Origin of the sequence: Candidatus Protochlamydia sp. R18 (assembly GCF_000648255.1) — a bacterium.
GTDB classification, from domain to species: domain Bacteria; phylum Chlamydiota; class Chlamydiia; order Chlamydiales; family Parachlamydiaceae; genus Protochlamydia; species Protochlamydia amoebophila.
Genome location: NZ_BASL01000730.1, coordinates 1 through 19,189, shown reverse-complemented (window position 1 = coordinate 19,189; position 19,189 = coordinate 1). Strand labels below are relative to the sequence as shown.

The following is a 19,189-nucleotide window of genomic DNA, read 5'->3' as shown; positions in this document are numbered from 1 at the left end:
CTCAGCTGTAAGACCAGCGATCAAATTGCTTGCTTGAGTACAATCTGCTGTTGTGCCTTCTGTAATAATGACCCTGATCGGCAGACCATGCGCATCCACGGCAAGATGCAATTTTGTATTGAGCCCCCTTTTGTACGACTTATGCTCTGATTACCACCTTTAGCTCCCGCTGCATGAGGATGCACTTGACAATGCGAAGCATCTATCACAAGCCATTCATAATCTGGATCGTCAATCAGCACCTCAAGCAACCTTTCCCAGACTCTCTGATTGCGCCATCGGATAAATCGCCGATGAGTATTGCTCCAACCGCCGTAATCTGGAGGTAAATCCCTCCATGGAGCTCCCGTTCTTAATATCCAAAATACTGCATTGATAAAAGTCCTATTATCTCTTGCTATACCACTCCAAGCCCCTCTTTTTCCTGGCAAATGAGGTTCCAGTAAATTCCAAACTCTGTCGGATATATCATGTCTTCTGTGTGCTTCCATAAGATGCTCCATTGATGAGCGTAGAAGAGTAGCACATTTAAGCATTTATTTTATTTCTCGTAACTACACTATCTAGTAACATAATTTTTTCCTAGCCGAAGCCAAAGAGAAGAAGGTAAAGGCGGCTGTAATATTTTCTTATTCAGCTTCAATCCAATTTAGAATATTATCTTGAAGCGAAAAAGTTTTAGCTTTTTGTTAGTTAATATTTGTGGCGTCGAAGAGAGGAATTTTGTTTGCGATGCGCATAAGTTAAAAAGTTCTCAAGAAGCAGAGATATTAGTTTCTAAATATTGTTTGTCTGAAACGGCAATTTGGAGCGTTTATTGCTGGTTATCTTCTTTTTCAATTTGGGTTATTTGAGCTTGTTTATCTCGTTTTTCGTTAAAACTTGTTGAGTTTCTTCCTACTTCTTATCAGGCTGAAGAGTTTCTTTAAATACCTTTTCAATCCATTGACTTGCAGTATCCTTTATACATCTTACTAGTTAAAAGAGGGTAATTTTTAGGTTTCCTTCAACAATAACACTAAATTATTTTTTTGATTTTTCATGCCAATTTTTCTTGGTAGCTCTCAACTGTTGATGAAAATTTTCTTCAAAATCTGCTTTTTGCCTAATCAAAATTGTTTTTGTCAAATGAGTTATCTTTTTTGGTTTCGAGAAGAAGGGTCATTTCACTTGGAGGCCAATCTTTCAAAAGCATTGCTGCTCATATCGAGAATATTTTGAGTCGTAATTTTGATTTCTTTACTTTGCAAAATTTGGCTAATGCTTACTAAACTGCCATTTTGAAAAAGAGGCCCTCATGGGCTTGTGCTGTTTATGCTCTAGTTTACATTATACTGAGAGGCCGTGACATTATTAGTATTGTTAGTAGTAACATTGAACATAAAAAATGCTTCTCTAGTGATGTTTCTTTAAAGCAGAACTGTTTTATGAATTTTGATTGTGAATCAAACCGATTTTGTACTAGGGGACTAATTTCCACAAGTAAAAATTGTAAATAAAAAATTGAAATGTGTAATTTAAAAATTAAATTAAAACAATTGACACGAGTCATCGATACTGTTATGTATAATTTTTTTTTGCAAACTTTAGGCATGATTAATTACTGCAAGCAACAAGAATAGCCAATCATTCAAGGGAAGGATTTTGTTAGTGTCAGAAAATTTTCCTATATATATTTACTTCGGAGTTGTTTTTCTCGTTACTTTGATAGTGATAGGCTTATCCGGCCTTTTTCCTTCCAAGAAAACGAGTCAAGTTAAGTTTATGCCTTATGAATCCGGTATCCAAACGGAAACCCATCTTTTGGAAAAGCGTTTCCCCCTTCGACACTATTTAGTCGCTCTAATGTTTTTAGTCTTTGATATCGAAGTCATTTTTCTTTACCCCTGGGCAGTGGTGGGTAAACAAATAGGATCTTTTGCTTTTTATGAAATGACATTTTTCCTGCTGACACTTGTTGTAGGATTTATTTATGTATGGCGTAAACGAGGTTTGGAATGGGAATGAATCATCAACAGGAAAAAACACCGTTTCTCATTGCCCCACTAGAAAAACTAGTCAATTGGGCACGCAGTAATTCTCTTTGGCCAGCTCAATTTGGGCTTGCTTGCTGTGCGATTGAAATGATGTCGACGGCAGCAAGTCGTTATGATCTGGCTCGTTTCGGTATGGAGGTCTTTAGAGCGTCTCCTCGACAAAGCGATGTTATGATTGTCGCAGGGCGAGTCAGTCAAAAAATGGCACCCGTTCTTCAAACAATCTATGAACAAATGCTAGAACCTAAATGGGTTATTGCTATGGGAGATTGTGCTTCCTGCGGAGGAGTTTATAATAACTATGCTATCGTTCAGGGTGTCGATAAACTTGTACCTGTCGATGTTTATTTAGCAGGCTGCCCTCCTCGTCCAGAGGCATTAATAGATGCGTTAATCATGCTGCAAAATAAAATTAAATATGGAGACTCTTCTAAAAAAGGGAAAAGACATCTATGACGTCTCAAATTGTTTTAGATCACATAAAAAAAAACTTTCAAGCATTCATTTTGAATCAAACTCTAGAATTTGGTGAAACGACTTTTGAAGTTAATCGAGGTGGGTTAAAAACAATATTAAATTTTTTAAAAAATCATGGAGATTGCCAGTTTGAAGTATTAATGGACTTAACTGCGGTTGATTATTTATTTCCAGTTAAACGAACACAAATTCTTTATTTTTTACAAAATTTTTCCCGGCTAGATCGAATTCGTATAGGGATTACGATTGAAAGAGGCGAAATGCTTCCGACTGTTACAGATTTGTGGGAAGGAGCGAACTGGTATGAGAGAGAATTATTTGATATGTTTGGAGTTGAATTTAAGGGACATCCAGATTTAAGCCGTATTCTGATGCCTGATCATTGGTTAGGACATCCAATGTTACGTGACTATGCATTAACTGAAGAAGTTGTTCAATTTAAAAATAATGTAAAACCGAAAGTACCTTCACAGATTATTTCTTATGACAAAAGTAAGTAAAGAGCGCCTTAAAGAACTTGAAGAGTCCGGTGATGTCATGGAGCTCAATTTGGGCCCGCAACATCCTTCTACTCACGGTGTATTGCGTTTAAAATTGCGCCTTGAAGGAGAGGTTGTATTATCTTGTGATCCTGTGATTGGCTATTTACATACCGGAGTGGAAAAAGAGTGTGAAAGTCGCACCTATCATCAGGTTTTTACTTTAGTTGATCGTTTAGACTATTTGTCAGGCCCAGCAGAAGAACAAGCTTTTGCGGGTGCCCTCGAACGTTTAATGAATATTGAGGTTCCAGAACGTGCTCAAACGATTCGCATTGTTCTTTTAGAATTATCGCGAATAGCAAGTCATCTTTTATGGGCTGGAACAAGTGCTTTAGAATTAAATATGTCTTCAGTTTTTATGTATAGCTTTGCAGAAAGGGAAAAAATTTTAGACCTATTTGAACAAGTTTCTGGTGCCAGAATGTTTCCTTCTTTGTGGAGAATCGGCGGATTAGCAAAAGACTTAAATTCTGATTTTATCTCTCATTTAAAAAAATTTATCTCTGGGTTTCAAAAAATTTGGAAAGAGTTGGACAGGCTTTTAACAGATAATTTTGTTTGGTGTAAACGCTTACAAGGTGTTGCTGTCATTGATCAAGAGATTTGTAAGCAATACATGTGTACAGGTCCTGTACTTCGCGCATCTGGTATTTCTTATGATATCCGCAAAGCTTATCCTTATTTAGGATATGAAAATTACAATTTCGATATACCAACGCATATCGATGGAGATTCTTATGCACGTTACCTTGTTCGTATGGAAGAGATGTTACAAAGTATTTCTATCATTGAACAGGCTATTGCACGCTTAAAACCAGGTGTTGTGTTAACAAATGATCGCAAAGTTGCCTTGCCCCCTCGAAAGGAGTTAGCCCGAAGCATGGAAGCTGTCATTCACCAATTTAAATTGATTTCCGAAGGCCTTCATCCTCCTGTTGGTTCAGTTTATAATTGTGTAGAATCTGCTAGAGGAGAACTGGGTCATTATGTGATTAGCGACGGGACACCTAAACCGTATCGGTTAAGAGTTCGCTCACCTTCATTTTCTCATGTTGAAGTATTAAAAAAGGTTTTACGAGGCCATGTCATTTCAGATGTTGTTGTTGCTATTGCTAGTGTTGACCCTATACTTGGAGACGTAGATCGCTAATGCTTACCGAAGAAACAAAACAGGCTATCTTAAAATTGCAGAATCTATATCCAAATAAACGCTCAGCTCTTATTCCAGCCCTTCATTTAGCACAAGCTGAAAAAGGATATTTACCACTTGAAGTTCAAAATGAAATTGCCTTCTTATTTGATTTAGAACCAAGTGAAGTTAATTCTATTGTCACTTTTTATGATATGTTTTTTGAAGAACCTGTCGGAAAACATGTGATTCATGTTTGCAAGAATATTTCTTGCATGTTAAGAGGTGCTGATGGATTTCTAGCGAGATTATGTCAAAAAATGCATATTTCTCCAGGTGAAACGAGTCAGGACGGTGAGTTTACGGTGATTGCTTCAGAATGTTTAGCAGCTTGTGATAAAGCTCCAGTGATGATTGTTGATGATAAAGTCATTGGACCAGTAGAAATCACACAAATCGATGATTACATTCAAAAAGCCAAACAAAGCTATGGCCATCATTCTCCGATTACCATTGAGGAGGTAGAAGATGTCTGAAATGCGTATTTTAACAGCTTACATGGATGATCCACATCAGTGTAAGATCGAAACTTATGAGCGTAATGGCGGTTATCAAGCACTCAAAAAAGCAATTTCTTCTATTTCCTCGGATCAGCTAATTGAAATGGTAAAACAATCTTGGTTGAGAGGTAGAGGTGGAGGTGGTTTTCAAACAGGCTTGAAATGGAGTTTTGTCCCCAAAGATTGTCAAATTCCTAAATATCTTGTTTGCAATTGTGATGAAAGTGAACCTGGTACATTTAAAGATCGATATATCATTGAAAATGATCCTCATCAATTAATTGAAGGAATAATTTTAGCTTGTTACGCAATAGGGGCAAAGCAGGCTTTTATTTATTGCAGAGGAGAATTTTTTGAAGGAAATAAAAAGTTGCGATTAGCTATTCAAGAAGCTAAAAAAAGAGGTTATTTAGAATCTCCATTAGGAGAAGCAAATTTTTCTGTTAGTATTATTGTTCATCCAGGCGCAGGAGCCTATATTGCAGGCGAAGAAACTGCTCAATTGAATTCACTTGAAGGCTATCGTGCAACTCCTCGTTTAAAACCCCCTTTTCCAGCAGTTTCTGGCTTATATGAAAAACCGACTATCGTTAATAATGTTGAAACATTATGTAACGTTGTTCACATTGTGAATCGTGGAGTTGAATGGTATCAAAGTATTGGTAAACCAAAAAATACAGGAACAAAAATCTTCCAAGTTAGTGGTCATGTTCAAAATCCAGGATGTTTTGAGTTTCCTTTGGGAATTCCTTTAAAAGAAGTTTTAGAAAGAGCTGGTTGGATGCTACCAGGTCATCAATTTAAAGCTTGTTATCCAGGGGGATCATCTTGTTCATTATTGACTGAACGGGATTTAGATACTCCTATGGATTTTGATAGTGTTGCAGCAAAAAAATCTATGTTGGGAACAGCATCAATTATTGTTATGGATGATTCGACGGATATGGTGAAAGTTGCCAATCGTTTGATGGAATTTTATCAAAATGAGTCTTGTGGAAAATGTACTCCTTGTCGCGAAGGGACACGTTGGACAAAACAAATCCTTACTCGTATCTTAGCGGGTAGGGGAACAGTTGGGGATTTAAAAACGATAGAGCGAATTTGTCAACAAATGGAAATGGATTCGTTTTGTCCGTTGGCTCCAGGAGCTGCTCTTCCAATTGTCAGTGCGATTAGAGAATTCAGAGGCGAATTTGAATCTTATATTATGCGTAACATTCATGCTGATAAACCTCCTGAAATGAAAATTACTTATCCTTATTTGTAGGTAGTGACTGTGGAAATGATGATTAACTTAACAATCGATGGAAAGGAATTGAGTGTTCCAAAGGGAACAACTGTTTATCATGCCGCCAAACAACTAGGCATTGACATTCCTATTTTTTGTTACCAAGATCGCATGCCCCCTTTTGGTGCTTGCCGAATGTGTTTGGTAGAAGTGGAAAAAATGAATAAATTGCAAGCGTCATGCGCATTAGAAGTAGCTGAAGGAATGGTTGTAAAAACGCAAAGTACTGTTGCAAAAGAGGGACGGGAAGGAATTTTAGAACTTTTACTCATTAATCATCCTTTAGATTGCCCTATTTGCGATAAAGGGGGAGAATGTCCTCTGCAAGATCAAACTTTAAAACATGGGCCTGGAGAAAGCCGATTTTACGAAGAAAAAAGACATTTTACTAAAGCTCTTCCTCTAGGACCAACTTTAATGTTAGATCGGGAACGTTGTATTGTGTGTGCCCGTTGTACACGATTTGGTGATATTGTTGCGGGCGATCATGCTTTAGAAATGAAAGAACGTGGTTTTCGAACTGAAGTAGGTACACCGGGCAATCGTCTTGTGGAATCTAAATTTATTGGGAATACCATTTCTATTTGTCCAGTTGGTGCTTTAACGAGTCAAGTTTATAGATTCCGAGCTAGACCATGGGACAACCATTCTATTCCTAGTACTTGTACATTATGTCCTGTAGGATGTAGTTTAAACATTGATTCGAGAGATGGACAAATTGTTCGGACCCGTTCGAGAGAAAATAAATTAGTCAATGATATCTGGCTTTGCGATAAAGGTTGGTTTGGTTATGAATTTGTTTCTAACGCACATCGCTTACAACAGCCTTTAATTCGAAAAGATGGAAAATTAACTCCTGCTAGTTGGGAAGAAGCTTTAAATTTAATCGTTTCTCAAATTAAATTTGCAAAACCAACAAAAAAAATTGCGGGATTAGGGGGAAATCCTTTAACAACGGAAGAAAATTATCTTTTTCAACGGTTAATTCGTGAAGTTGCAGGGGCAAATCATGTTGACCATCGAATTGGAACTCCTCATTTTGATTCTGAGCAAGAAAGATTATCTCCAGGGATGGAAATTTCTCTTGGTGAATGCGAATCTCTTTCATTTGTGATCTTGTTAGGATTAGACTTAACAGAAGAATTTCCCCTTATTTGGCTTCGCTTAAAACAAGCGATTAACAAAGGAGCCAAAGTTTTATTTATGGGGAATTTTTCCCCCGAAATAGCGAGTTATTTAACAAAAATAGTTTTACATCCGCCAGGAAAAGAACTAGAGAATTGGGATGAGAACTTACCTCTTATTGAAGAATGGGTTTCTCAAGGAAAATCAGGAGCGATATTTGTTGGACAACAATATTTGATAAATTTCAATAGACCATTGATATTAGACAAGCTATGGTCATTCCGACAGTCACACTCTAATCTAACCTTGAATCTCTTAGAAGGTTCAGGGAATTCACAGGGAGCCAGGTTTGCTGGAATGCGGCCTGATTTAGGACCTTTAAATCAAAAGATTGAAGAACCCGGATTACATACTTTAGCTATTCTCGAAGCAGCTGCTAAAAAAGATTGGGAATTTCTTTATGTGGTTGGCGCTAATCTTGCCAAGAAATATCCAGCAAAACTGTGGCGATCTGCTCGGGAAAATATAAAATTTATGGTTGTGCAAGATTTGTTTTTAACGGAAACAGCATTAGATGCTGATGTTGTGCTGCCTTCACTATCATTTATTGAAAAATCAGGGACATTTATTAATATCGAAAACAGAATTCAGACACTGCATCAAGGAAAAGAAATTCCTGAAAATAGCTTTAGTGATGCATCGATTTTTATGGCTATCGCAGAAAAACTGGGAATTCAATTGTCTTTTGAACCTGCTTTTTTAGATGCTCTTTCTCAAACCAAGGTATTTCATACCTGTGAATTGAGAACATCATTGCCGCTATCCGAGTCCGTCTCTAATGAAAAGTTAAAAGCTGTATTTGCCCCTGCTTTATTTGATGAAGGGATTCGCATGAAACATGATCCTCATCTCATTCAGTTGGTTAAAGAACCTCGTTTACGAATGCATCCAAACGAGGCTAAAAAGAGAGGAATCATGCAGGGTGATACAGTTCGTTTGACGACAAATAAAGGATCTCTTCAGGCAAAAATAAAATGGGATGGAAATGTAGCGGAACAGACAGTGATTATTCCTTTAGGATTTGACCTTATTTCCGCTCATGATTTAGATAGTAACCTTATCAATGGATTGCCAATTGATATTCAACTAATTGAATCACAAAAAGAAGAGTCTCTATGATTGACGACTTAATCATCATTCTTATTAAAAGTGCTGTTGTCATCCTTTTATTATTTACAGCAGCTGCCTATATGACATTTTTAGAACGTATTGTCATGGCTCGTCTTCAACTAAGAATGGGGCCTGTGAGAGTAGGTCCTTTTGGCCTTTTTCAGCCCCTCGCTGATGGAATTAAATTATTATGCAAAGAACGTTTTCAACCAGCTAATGTAGAAACATTTGTTTATTGGCTTGCTCCCGGCATCTCCTTATTTACAGCACTGTTTATTTTCGTATTGATTCCATTTGGGGGTGTAGTAGAAATTGCAGGTCGGCTTATTTATTTACAAATTGCCGACATAAACGTTGGAGTTGTTTTTTTATTAGCTTTTTCTTCTTTAGCGGTCTACGGAGTTGTTTTAGCTGGCTGGGCTTCGAATAATCGTTATTCACTCATTGGAGGATTAAGAGGAACCGCTCAAATGATCAGTTACGAAATTCCAATGGGGCTTTCTTTGCTAACTGTTGTTTTATCAACTGGTACATTGAGTTTACGGGAAATTGTTGAATTGCAACAAAATCATTGGTTGATTTGGACAAATCCGATTAGTTTTATCATTTATTTTATTACTTCCTTTGCTGAAACCAATCGGGCCCCATTTGATCTTCCTGAGGCTGAGCAAGAATTAACAGCAGGTTATCATACAGAATATGGGGGAATGAAATTTGCCGCTTTTTTTCTTGGAGAATACATCAATATTTTAGCCGTATCGGCTATTGCAACGACCCTCTTTTTTGGAGGATGGCATGGACCTGGAGATATTCCTATTCTTTGGTTTGGGTTAAAAATCGCTATTTTTGTTTTTATTTTCATGTGGGTGCGAGCGACGATGCCTCGTTTTCGCTATGATCAACTCATGAGCTTTGGGTGGAAGGTGTTGATTCCCATTGCCATCTTAAATCTAATTATAACAGCATACTTTACGTTGGTGTAGCATGACAACAACTATACACAAAGTTATCACAATGATGAAAGGGTTGATTATCGTTTTAAAACACGCTTTTCAAACTCCGGTCACACTGCGTTATCCTGAAGAAAAACGAATTTTACCAGCCAGATCTCGAGGTAGGCATTATTTAACAAAATGGAATGATGGTTTGGAAAGATGTGTTGGTTGCGAACTTTGTGCTATCGTTTGCCCAGCCCAGGCTATTTATGTGAAACCAGCTGCTAATGAACCGGGTCATATCCATTCTCATGGGGAGCGATATGCTTCTGATTTTCAGATTAATATGTTGCGATGCATTTTTTGTGGTTATTGTGAAGAAGCTTGTCCAACTGGAGCAATTGTTTTAAGTAATCAATATGAACTTTCAGCCTACACTAGAGAAGATATGATTTATACCAAAGATCGATTAACAGAGAAAACACCCGGAGAATCCGGACGCGATCCTAGTAGGGAGATTTAAGTCATGATGACCTCTTTAGCTTCACCTGAACAATGGATTTTTGGAATTTTACTTTTAATCTCTTCTTTCGGAATTCTTCTCACATCAAAACCTATTCAAGCAAGTTTATGTTTTCTGCTAGCCTTGCTTTCTTTAGCCGCCCTGTATGTCGAATTATCTGCTCAATTTATTGCTGCTATGCAAGTTTTGATTTATGCAGGAGCCATTTTGGTTATTTTTATGTTTGTTATTGTTTTATTTCAAGATGCCCATAATCAAATTCACCAATTTGTAGCTCAAAGTAAATCTTCGATTTCGATTTTAGCAATAGCAGCTTTTTTACTTGCTTTTGGATTTTTGAGTTATTATCTCTCTGAACTCTCTACCTCAACAAAAAGTTTGCCAGAAGGTTTTGGAACTGCCCATTCTTTAGGTTACTTACTTTATGTAAATTTTTTTTTCCCTTTTGAAGCAGTCATTCTTATTTTTTTGATCGCTGTGGTTGGAGCCCTTTATATTGGAAGAAAGGAACGATAATGGATATTCTTTTTAGCCTTTTTATTAGTATGGCCATGTTTACCTTTGGCATCATTGGCATTTTAATTAAGCGAAATGCCCTAATTGTTTTTATGTGTGTGGAATTAATGTTGAATGCGGCTAATTTGCTTTTTGTTGCTTTTGCTGCGCATTGGGGAAATGAGACAGGCCTTATTTGGGTGTTTTTTGTATTAGTGGTTGCTGCAGCTGAAGCTGCTGTCGGCCTTGCTATTATCATTAATATGTTTAGATCAAAGCAAGTTGTTGACGTTGATCAATATAATTTGCTGAGGGGTTGATATGTGGCAAATGGTCGGACTCGGTCTTTTTTTACCTTTAATAGGTTTTTTGATTTTATTTACAAATTCTCAGCGACTCAGTCGATCTACGACAACTTTTATCGGTTGCAGTACAATTTTATTAGCCTTTCTGATCTTTTTAGGAGAACTTTATTTTTATGTTCATGCGGGAATGAATTCTCAAACATTTCCTTTATATCAATGGTTAACATTAAATGGGATCCAAGTGAATTTCAGTTGGCACCTTGATTCACTTTCCTTATTAATGACCCTAATCATTACGGGAGTTGGATTTTTGATTCACCTATACTCTGTGGGTTATATGGATCATGAAAAGGATTTTACCCGCTATTTTGCTTGTTTGAATTTTTTTATTTTTGCAATGTTGCTACTCGTGCTAGCGGGTGATTTATTAATGCTTTTTATTGGTTGGGAAGGTGTTGGACTGGCTTCTTATCTTTTGATTGGATTTTGGTATCAGAAGCCATCTGCAGCAAAAGCAGCAACTAAGGCTTTTGTTGTGAATCGAATTGGAGATTTAGGTTTTTTATTAGGATTATTATTAACGCTTCATACATTTGGAACGACTGATATTGCTTCGATTTCACAATTAGCTAAGCAAACTTTTTCAATCGGAGCTCCTATTATCACTGTCATGACTTTGCTTTATTTTTGGGGAGCGACGGGGAAGTCTGCACAATTGCCACTCTATCACTGGCTTCCAGATGCGATGGAAGGCCCAACTCCTGTTTCTGCATTAATTCATGCTGCTACAATGGTAACAGCGGGAATTTATTTGATTGTTCGAACTCACACTTTGTTTGACTTATCTCCATTAACTCTGCATGTTGTTGGAATAGTAGGGGGAATGACAGCTCTCTTTGCAGGGCTTTGTGCCTTAGCTCAAACAGATCTAAAACGAGTCCTTGCCTATTCGACAGTGAGCCAGCTTGGCTTAATGTTTTTAGCTTGCGGAATTGGAGCTTACTATGCTGCAATGTTTCACTTGACTATTCACGCATTTGTGAAGGCACTTCTTTTTCTTTCTGCCGGGAATGTTGTTCACATGATGCATGACACAACTGCATTAGAAAAGATGGGAGGATTATCAAAAATCTTCACTAAAACGCGATGGTTATTTTTAGTAGGAGCTTTATCTTTAGCTGGAGTTTTTCCGTTTGCTGGATTCTTTAGTAAAGATCTTATCTTAGAATTGGGGTATTTATCGGGTTCTCATTTGCTTTTTAGTATGGGTTTAGTAGCTTCTCTTTTAACGGGTGTGTACATGCTACGGGTTTATTGTTTAACATTTCACGGCGAACCCCGTTCTACTCAACAAGAACTTAGTCAAGTTCAAGAAGCGCCCGCTATGATGGTAATTCCTGTGTCTATTTTAGGTTTACTCTCAATAGTTGGGGGATTTTTAGGTTTCAGGTTCTACTCTACTCCTGCTTTAATAAATTTTTTAGAGGAGATCGGAATTAGTGCTATAGAAAAAAATCTTAGTACCGGTCTTCACTTATCTGCGACAGGTTTAATAGCTATGTTAGGATCGATAATTGGTGTTATTATAACTGCATTTATTTACACACGCTATTATAAAAGTCTTGGAAATTCTATTGTTTTTTTGAAAAATTCTTTTTATGTCGAAAAGCTTTATCGAAGCTTAATTGTCAATCCCTTAAGAATTTTAGCTTCTTTTATTACAGGTAAAGTAGAAGCACATGCCATTAACGGCTCTCTTTTATTGGCAACAAACGTTGTTCAAAAAACAGCTGGATTGTTACAGAAATTTCAAAATGGCCAAGTACGTTCATATATTGCTTGGATGGTAACAGGGGCTGGCGTATTGATTGTTTATTTTATTATTGAGGGATTCCATGCCTAATTTGTTTTGGTTATTTTTAATACCTTTTGTCTCTTCGATTTTAATAGGAATCCTACCAATTAATGAGAAAAAACATTTAAAATGGGCTTCATTGGGATTGAGTTTAATTCCTTTTTTCTTCCTTTTAGGTAACCATTTTGTTTGGATAGGATCTTTTTTTCAATATGAGTGGTTTGCCCTTTTATCTATTACTTTTTCACTTGAAATCGATTCTATTTCCCTTCTTTTTTTATATTTAACAGCAATCATCATCCCGATTGTTTTTATGAATGTAAATAGTGAAAAATTGTCACATCCTAAGCTGTTTTATGGATTAATTTTATTTTTACAGGGATTATTGGGTGGTTTTTTCATGACGCGTGATCTTGTCTTTTTTACAATCTTTTGGGAGGCGATGTTATTACCTATTTATTTTTTAATGAATATGTGGGGAGGGGATAAACGTCATGAAGCAGCTATTAAATTTATTGTTTATATGTTTGCAGGGTCGGCTTTAATGATAGCTGCCGTATTAGCTCTTTATTTTCTTTTCGGAACTTTTGATTTAGCCGAATTGTCAACTCAGGAATCTTCTTATCCTTATGTTAATTTAATTGCAGCAGCATTCTTATTAGCTTTTGCAGTGAAAACACCCCTGTTTCCTTTTCATGCTTGGCTTCCTGATACTTATTACCAAGCATCAACTTCGGGAACAATTTTATTATCGGGATTGTTGTCTAAAGCAGGTATTTATGGGATTATCCGCATTGGATTAGGTCTTTTTCCGCATGTAATGAAAGAGTGGAGTCCCTGGTTACTTGGATTAGCAATAACCGGTGTTTTATATGGAGCTTTAGCAGCTTGGAGACAAAATGATTTTAAACGCTTACTTGCTTATTCAAGTTTTTCCCATGTGAACTTTATTTTAATAGGCCTGTTTATTTTTGATCCTATTGCCCAAAAAGGAGCTATTTTACAAGCTTTTAACCATGGAATTACCATTACGGCCCTATTTTTGGTTGCGGGCTATTTAAAAAATCGACTTGGTTTTACAATAATTGGATCATCCAAAGGCTTAGCTAGGTATATGCCTAACCTTTGCTGGTTGACATTCTTTTTTGTCCTCTCTTCCATTGCTTTACCCGGAACTAATAATTTTGTGGGTGAATTACTCATTTTTATCGGCCTTTTTGGTAAACACCCTTATTTGACTGCTCTTACAGGCTTAACAATTGTATTTTCTGTGATATATATGCTTCGTTGGATGCAAAAAATGTATTTTGAAGAGCCAAGTCCTTATCAAGTTCAATGGATTGATTTAACAAAAAAAGAATTTTTGATTGTCGCTCCTCTCATCATTTTAATCTTATGGATTGGCTTATATCCCATGGGGATTCTCAAATATTTAGACGCTGATCATTCCAAATCGCAAGTATTGACTCAGGAGATGATAAAATGAATCCTACTTTGACATTAACCGATTTTATTTCTATCGGGCCATTATTAATTGTTTTAATGACCGCTTTAATCATTATCCTTATAGAAAGTTTCAGTGAGAACTGTTCCAAAAAATGGTCTTCTCTTATTTCTATTGGTGGACTCACACTATCCATTTTCGCCGTATGGGGGGGAATTTCTCCTAATCATAGCTCATTGTTAAATCCTTGGATTCATTTTGATTCTTTAGCACGATTTTTTACTGTTTTTTTCTTAGTAATCGGAATCGGAGCCTCTCTTTTAGCAACTGCATTTTTTCAAAGGTTCAAAGCATCGCATGGGGAATATTTTTTTCTTCTTCAATCGGCCGTTTTTGGATTGATTTTGATTGGAGCCGCTGCGGATCTCCTAACATTATTTTTAGGAATTGAAACACTTTCTATCTCATTATACGTTTTATGCGGCTATATGAAAAAATGGGAAATTTCTCATGAATCATCTTTTAAATATTTTTTGATGGGTTCGATTGTCGCTGGATTTCTCTTATATGGAATTGCTTTAGTTTATGGTGCAATTGGGACGACACGATTAGATGTTTTACTTTCTTCTTATCAAACGATTTCTTTAACTACGGAAAAAGTTTTGTTTTTCAGTGGAATTGCCATGATAACTCTAGGACTGGCTTTTAAAGCGGCTCTTGTTCCTTTTCATACTTGGTCACCAGATGTTTATGCTGGGGCTTCAAATCCGGTTACGGCATTTATGGCTGTAGGGACTAAGGTAGGGGTTTTTGCTGCTTTTGTGCGCTTATTTTTTGAAGCCTTGCCACAATTTGATGCAGCTTGGAATCAGGTGATTGATACATTAGTTTACGCAACTCTTATTTATGCTAATTTTGTCGCATTAAAACAAATACAATTACGTCGCTTTTTTGCCTATTCAAGCATTTCGCACGCAGGATTTTTAATGATTCCTGTTGTTATAGGAAATCAAGAAGCCTTATCCGCTTTGACTTTTTATCTTGTGATTTATGCTATTGCAACGTTTGGATGTTTTGCCGTTTTAGCTTATCTTGATCAAAATCAAGAAGGTGTTCATTTTTCAGATTTACATGGATTATTTGGTCGATCTCCTTGGCTTGCAAGTCTTCTTTCTATTTGTTTATTAACCCTAGCAGGTATTCCTCCTACAGCGGGATTTTTGGCTAAATTTTATGTTTTTAAAGTGGCCTTTCAAGCAGGTTATTATGGACTCGTTATTGTTGGGTTACTCACAACAATTCTTTCTTCGTATTATTACTTACGAATTATTGGAATATTGTTTTCAGAATCCAAAAGTGATGAAAAACTTCCTTACTCTATGCCAGCGGCAATCGTGGGAACCACCTCATTTATAGCTATTATTATTCTCTCTTTTTATCCAGCTCCCTTTTTAAAGGTTCTAAGTCATTTATCAAACTAACTTAACGTAATCATTTGCTTAAATTTATCAGAAAATGCGGGATTGTTAAAAAATATCTTTAAGTTTTCTTCCTTCTGTTAGATGAGGAGAGGGTGGATGCTTTTTTAAATACGTAGTAATCATTTTAATACGATGCTCAGGATAAGGATGTGTGAGTAAAAATTCCGGTTGATGAATTTCCGAAGAAACCTTTTCTAAGATTTTCATCACTTCTATCATTGCACTTGGATGATAGCCCGTTTCTTCCATTAATTTAAGTCCCCATTGATCTGCTTCAAGCTCGTCTTTTCTTCCATAACGGAGTTGGGACATCTGATTAACGACACTAGCAATCATGGCTGCTTGATAGCCTCGGTTTGATTCGTTGTCAGCTCCAATTCCAGTAGCCATAACTAAAAGTTGGCCGAGCTGTCCTTTGGCCATTTGCTGAGCGGAATGACGTTGAATGACATGTCCCATTTCATGGGCTAAAACCCCTGCTAATTGTCCTTCCGTTTGTAATTTATTTAATAATCCCAATGTGATAAAGATTTGTCCTCCAGGTAAAGCGAAAGCGTTGATTATTTTATCGTCTGCGAGAAGGTGAAATTTAAATTGCCAGGGGCCTTTTTTAGCTTGGGTTTTGGACAAGATCAGCTTTCCTATTCTTTGAACTTCTTGAAATCTAGGATCCTTTGAAGAAATTTCGCCACCCATTTGAGCTGCCATTTGCGGAGCTGATTGTAAACCAAGTTTTATTTCTTGATCAGTAGTTAGAGCAACTTGTTGTTTTTCGCCCGTGATGGGATTAATTTCGGTTTGTGTAAAATACATAAAAAAAGCAAAGGCTGCAATCAACAAAGCAATTAAAAAAGACCCTCCTCGTTTTTGGCGAGGCCTATCATTGGCATACATTCTCATAAAAACTCCTGTTTATTCCTTTACGGGTATAGCAGAGTAGGTGAATTTAAGTTAGTTTTAAGAGGAATTAAGGAATTTAATTAAAAACTTATTCAAAAAAACAAAAAAATTGGTTATGGAGAAACTTGCATACAAAGGAGGCAAAGATGAGAAATCTATTTTTTTTAGCAGGGGGATTAATATTTATGTCAACTGCTTACGCTGACAATGAAAATGTCAACCCTACGTCACAAACTGCTTATTGTTCAAGTGGTTGTGGATGTAAACATGTTTGTGTATGTGGGTGTAAACAAACCAAAACTTGCCACTGCTCGATCCTAGAAAAACAATAATATCTAAGTCGGTGCAGATTAATATAAAACGATGGTAAATACGTCGATTGTGTAGATGCATCGACTCTTCAAAAATTTTCTTCTTTTCCTAGCCTTTTTTGTAATTTATGATAAAAATCATATCATTTTTTTGGTTCTACTTGCAGATTACTCGTTATTTTGCTATCCCTAGATTCTTTTGAATAAAAAACAATAGAGACTTAAAGGGGATTTTGTAAAATCTATTTTAAGAAATTCTTAATAACACGCGTGAGAGTAACTATGATGCGCTACATCAAGCCTTGGATCTTTTTGTTGAGTTTAAATTCGGCATTTCTTTTAGCAGAAAATTTTAATGAAGAAACGAATGATAGCAGCAAAAGTGCAACAATTTCTGAAACGATTGAAGCTTCGAAAGAACTTGATAATTATCGAGAGGCTCATCCAGAAATTTACAATGAAAACTGCTGGTCATCAGTAGAACCAGAAACAGATGCTGAATATGCGAGATCCCATAATCTTTGGGGAATTTGGCTGCCTGAGGGCCCTCCAATGTTTCGCCCCTTTTTGGCGGATCCCCGCCAATTAACATATTCAGTAGGTTGGCGTTTTAATGACCGAGCAACGGTTAAAAACGTGATTGATGTATCATTTGGGGATACATTACCTATTTTTCGTTGGTGTGACATTTGGAAGTTTAGAGGAGACCTTCAATTAGAGTTGGAAGGGGGAGTCTGGGCAATTTTTGATCCTTTGCATAAATCTGCTCCACTTATTGACGCTGATTATTATGTGGGTATTCCCATTACCTATGCTTTTGGTAATTGGGCTCTTCGGTTAAGAGGATATCACATTTCTACTCATATTGGTGATGAGTTTTTGATTAATCATCCTCACTTTGATCGACGTAATCCAAGTATTGAAGCCATCGATTTGTCTGTTTCTTGGCAAAAAGAACAGATTCGATTATATGGAGTACTGGGTTGGGTTTGTTGCCAAGATGATTCTTTTAGAGTAGGGCCTTTCTATCTTGAAACGGGATTAGAATTGAGACTGTCTCAGTTGGGTTATCGTGACCACTGCAATCGTTTGTATAGCGAACCTTTTTTTGGTATGCACTTCCGTTACCAATCCCATTTTAAAAAACATATCAACCAAACTTATGTGCTAGGATGGGAATGGGGAAAAGTTTCAGGTATTCGACGTAAATTTAGACTTTTCTTAGAGTATCATGATGGATATTCTTTGGATGGGCAGTTTTGTAAACGTGCCACTCATTATTTAAGTTTCAGAGGCTCATACGGATTTTAATCTATGAATCCAGAAGGTTATAACGGCCCTTTTGATAAAGATACCATTGAAACAAAATCTCCTTCGATTAATCCTTTATTAACCGAAGGAGATTTTATTCAAGAGGGTCAACCTCTTGGTTTGAGGTCACTACCCATTTGGCTTTGGATTGTATTAGCAACAATGGTTATTTCCTTGATTTGGGGCAGTATGAATTGGTATCAAGGAGTCATGCAACAAGAGAAAAAAGCAGAACCTTTTCTCGATGTGACTAATCGTGAATTTTCTGTTTTTCTATGGCAATTTCCCTCTTTTTTACGTGCTAATGCATTAAAAAAAACAGCTTATCTTCCAGGTTTCCAAACAACCAAAGAAACGCTTGTGTTGAATGAAGCAGATAATTTTGTTTCAGCTCCTCCCGATTTATTATTTTTATATCATACATGGAACCGTCTTTTAGCCTCTGAATCTAATTTACGGCCTATTAATCCGAAAGAGTTTTCTGATTTTTTAAATCAGGTAGAAGAATGGCAACCAAAATTTTGGAAAAAAGCACCTAAAGAATATGTACAATTAATTGATAATAAAGAATACGAACAAACACAAAATTTACAAACACTTTCAGTATCCCAATTGCCAGTTCTTGTTCGACAAGCTTTTCAAGGTTGGAAAAATTATTATCAAGAAGGGCCTCAAATTAATGCTTTAGCTCCAACAATTGCACAAGTTCAAGCTTTTCTGGAGTCTCATCCCCATTATAAACGCAATTTTTGGCGCAATATTCAACAAGTTGCAGGACAAGAAGTGGTTAGATCTGACTATTTATTTTTGCTTACACAAGCGGGTTTTAACCCAGAAGAGGCTTTTCCAACCGATCAACTTGCACCTTTTCTCAAAGTTGCTATGTTCAATGCAGCACAGGTCAATAAAGACAAAATCAAACTCGCAGATCCTAATCCTTTATCACTAAATATCACAGCGCAGTGAAAAACTTAGAGTTATTCTTTTGTAAATACTTAGAAAAGTGTGAATAAAAGCTTTATTCATCAATAAAACATCAGTGTCGTGAGAGTTAAAAAATAAGAGGGAAAATTTCCCTCTTAAAATAAAAGCCAATTTAGGCATAGTCGGAGCCATCAACAGAAGCCGCATTAGGGGTATCAAGGTTCGCTAACTCCTGAATCGTTTCGCGCACTTTGTTATCAGCATATTTTAGTGCTTCTAATCGTGAGCAATTAGGATGATTGGTTCGATATTCTTGTTTAAATGCTTCTAACAAGCGTAAATGATTAGAAACTTCAGATTTTTGATAAAGATGAGACA

General features: G+C 36.6%; 17 protein-coding genes and 3 pseudogenes. 17 read left to right on the top strand and 3 right to left on the bottom strand.

Annotated elements, in window-relative coordinates:
- Positions 1–491, bottom strand: a pseudogene (locus TY19_RS08015) (IS5 family transposase); the annotation flags it as partial.
- Between the two features lie 1,159 nt (positions 492–1,650).
- Here TY19_RS08015 and TY19_RS08005 point away from each other — a divergent pair.
- The 14 genes and pseudogenes from TY19_RS08005 (at position 1,651) to TY19_RS07940 (ending at position 15,365) form a co-directional block, all read left to right on the top strand.
- Positions 1,651–2,007: an NADH-quinone oxidoreductase subunit A gene (locus TY19_RS08005; protein WP_042281656.1), complete on the top strand. Its 357-nt coding sequence runs from the start codon at positions 1,651–1,653 to the stop codon at positions 2,005–2,007.
- Positions 2,004–2,474 (top strand): annotated as a pseudogene (locus TY19_RS08000) (NADH-quinone oxidoreductase subunit B); the annotation flags it as partial. The gene TY19_RS08005 and the pseudogene TY19_RS08000, both read left to right, overlap by 4 nt.
- 14 nt (positions 2,475–2,488) lie before the next feature.
- Positions 2,489–3,013 (top strand): NADH-quinone oxidoreductase subunit C, encoded by a 525-nt coding sequence (locus TY19_RS07995; protein WP_042281653.1) that lies wholly within the window; start codon positions 2,489–2,491, stop codon positions 3,011–3,013.
- Complete coding sequence (gene nuoD / locus TY19_RS07990; protein WP_042281651.1) at positions 2,997–4,205, top strand: NADH dehydrogenase (quinone) subunit D; 1,209 nt, start codon at positions 2,997–2,999, stop codon at positions 4,203–4,205. The genes TY19_RS07995 and nuoD overlap by 17 nt, the downstream gene beginning before the upstream one ends.
- Entirely contained in the window at positions 4,205–4,720 is a 516-nt protein-coding gene (nuoE, locus tag TY19_RS07985; protein WP_042281649.1) for an NADH-quinone oxidoreductase subunit NuoE, read from the top strand. Before nuoD ends, nuoE begins: the two co-directional genes overlap by 1 nt.
- Entirely contained in the window at positions 4,713–6,011 is a 1,299-nt protein-coding gene (gene nuoF / locus TY19_RS07980; RefSeq protein ID WP_042281647.1) for an NADH-quinone oxidoreductase subunit NuoF, read from the top strand. Before nuoE ends, nuoF begins: the two co-directional genes overlap by 8 nt.
- Before the next feature lie 15 nt (positions 6,012–6,026).
- Positions 6,027–8,336, top strand: coding sequence for an NADH-quinone oxidoreductase subunit NuoG (gene nuoG, locus TY19_RS07975; protein WP_042281667.1), 2,310 nt, complete (start codon positions 6,027–6,029; stop codon positions 8,334–8,336).
- Complete coding sequence (gene nuoH / locus TY19_RS07970; protein ID WP_042281645.1) at positions 8,333–9,310, top strand: NADH-quinone oxidoreductase subunit NuoH; 978 nt, start codon at positions 8,333–8,335, stop codon at positions 9,308–9,310. The genes nuoG and nuoH overlap by 4 nt, the downstream gene beginning before the upstream one ends.
- 1 nt (position 9,311) lies before the next feature.
- Positions 9,312–9,785, top strand: a complete 474-nt coding sequence (gene nuoI / locus TY19_RS07965; protein ID WP_052354861.1) for an NADH-quinone oxidoreductase subunit NuoI — start codon at positions 9,312–9,314, stop codon at positions 9,783–9,785.
- A gap of 3 nt (positions 9,786–9,788) precedes the next feature.
- Entirely contained in the window at positions 9,789–10,301 is a 513-nt protein-coding gene (locus TY19_RS07960) for an NADH-quinone oxidoreductase subunit J family protein (RefSeq protein ID WP_011175118.1), read from the top strand.
- Positions 10,301–10,600 carry an NADH-quinone oxidoreductase subunit NuoK gene (gene nuoK, locus TY19_RS07955; RefSeq protein ID WP_011175119.1) on the top strand — a complete coding sequence of 100 codons (300 nt, stop codon included), beginning with the start codon at positions 10,301–10,303 and terminating at the stop codon, positions 10,598–10,600. The genes TY19_RS07960 and nuoK overlap by 1 nt, the downstream gene beginning before the upstream one ends.
- A 1-nt stretch (position 10,601) precedes the next feature.
- A complete protein-coding gene (nuoL, locus tag TY19_RS07950; RefSeq protein ID WP_042281644.1) occupies positions 10,602–12,488 on the top strand; it encodes an NADH-quinone oxidoreductase subunit L in 1,887 nt (628 codons plus the stop codon).
- Positions 12,481–13,926 (top strand): complex I subunit 4 family protein, encoded by a 1,446-nt coding sequence (locus TY19_RS07945; RefSeq protein WP_042281642.1) that lies wholly within the window; start codon positions 12,481–12,483, stop codon positions 13,924–13,926. Before nuoL ends, TY19_RS07945 begins: the two co-directional genes overlap by 8 nt.
- Positions 13,923–15,365 (top strand): NADH-quinone oxidoreductase subunit N, encoded by a 1,443-nt coding sequence (locus tag TY19_RS07940; RefSeq protein ID WP_042281640.1) that lies wholly within the window; start codon positions 13,923–13,925, stop codon positions 15,363–15,365. The genes TY19_RS07945 and TY19_RS07940 overlap by 4 nt, the downstream gene beginning before the upstream one ends.
- Positions 15,366–15,410: 45 nt before the next feature.
- Here TY19_RS07940 and TY19_RS07935 read toward each other — a convergent pair whose 3' ends face one another.
- Positions 15,411–16,265, bottom strand: coding sequence for a M48 family metalloprotease (locus TY19_RS07935; protein WP_042281638.1), 855 nt, complete (start codon positions 16,263–16,265; stop codon positions 15,411–15,413).
- A gap of 146 nt (positions 16,266–16,411) precedes the next feature.
- On the opposite strand from TY19_RS07935, the gene TY19_RS07930 reads away from it, so the two are divergent.
- From TY19_RS07930 to TY19_RS07920, 3 genes are all read left to right on the top strand, one after another.
- Complete coding sequence (locus TY19_RS07930; protein ID WP_042281636.1) at positions 16,412–16,597, top strand: hypothetical protein; 186 nt, start codon at positions 16,412–16,414, stop codon at positions 16,595–16,597.
- A gap of 261 nt (positions 16,598–16,858) precedes the next feature.
- Entirely contained in the window at positions 16,859–17,887 is a 1,029-nt protein-coding gene (locus TY19_RS07925) for a DUF1207 domain-containing protein (protein ID WP_042281635.1), read from the top strand.
- A 3-nt stretch (positions 17,888–17,890) separates the two neighbouring features.
- Positions 17,891–18,853 carry a hypothetical protein gene (locus tag TY19_RS07920; protein WP_052354860.1) on the top strand — a complete coding sequence of 321 codons (963 nt, stop codon included), beginning with the start codon at positions 17,891–17,893 and terminating at the stop codon, positions 18,851–18,853.
- Positions 18,854–18,983: 130 nt separating this feature from the next.
- Here the strand turns inward: TY19_RS07920 and TY19_RS07915 are convergent.
- A pseudogene (locus TY19_RS07915) lies at positions 18,984–19,189 on the bottom strand (hypothetical protein); the annotation flags it as partial.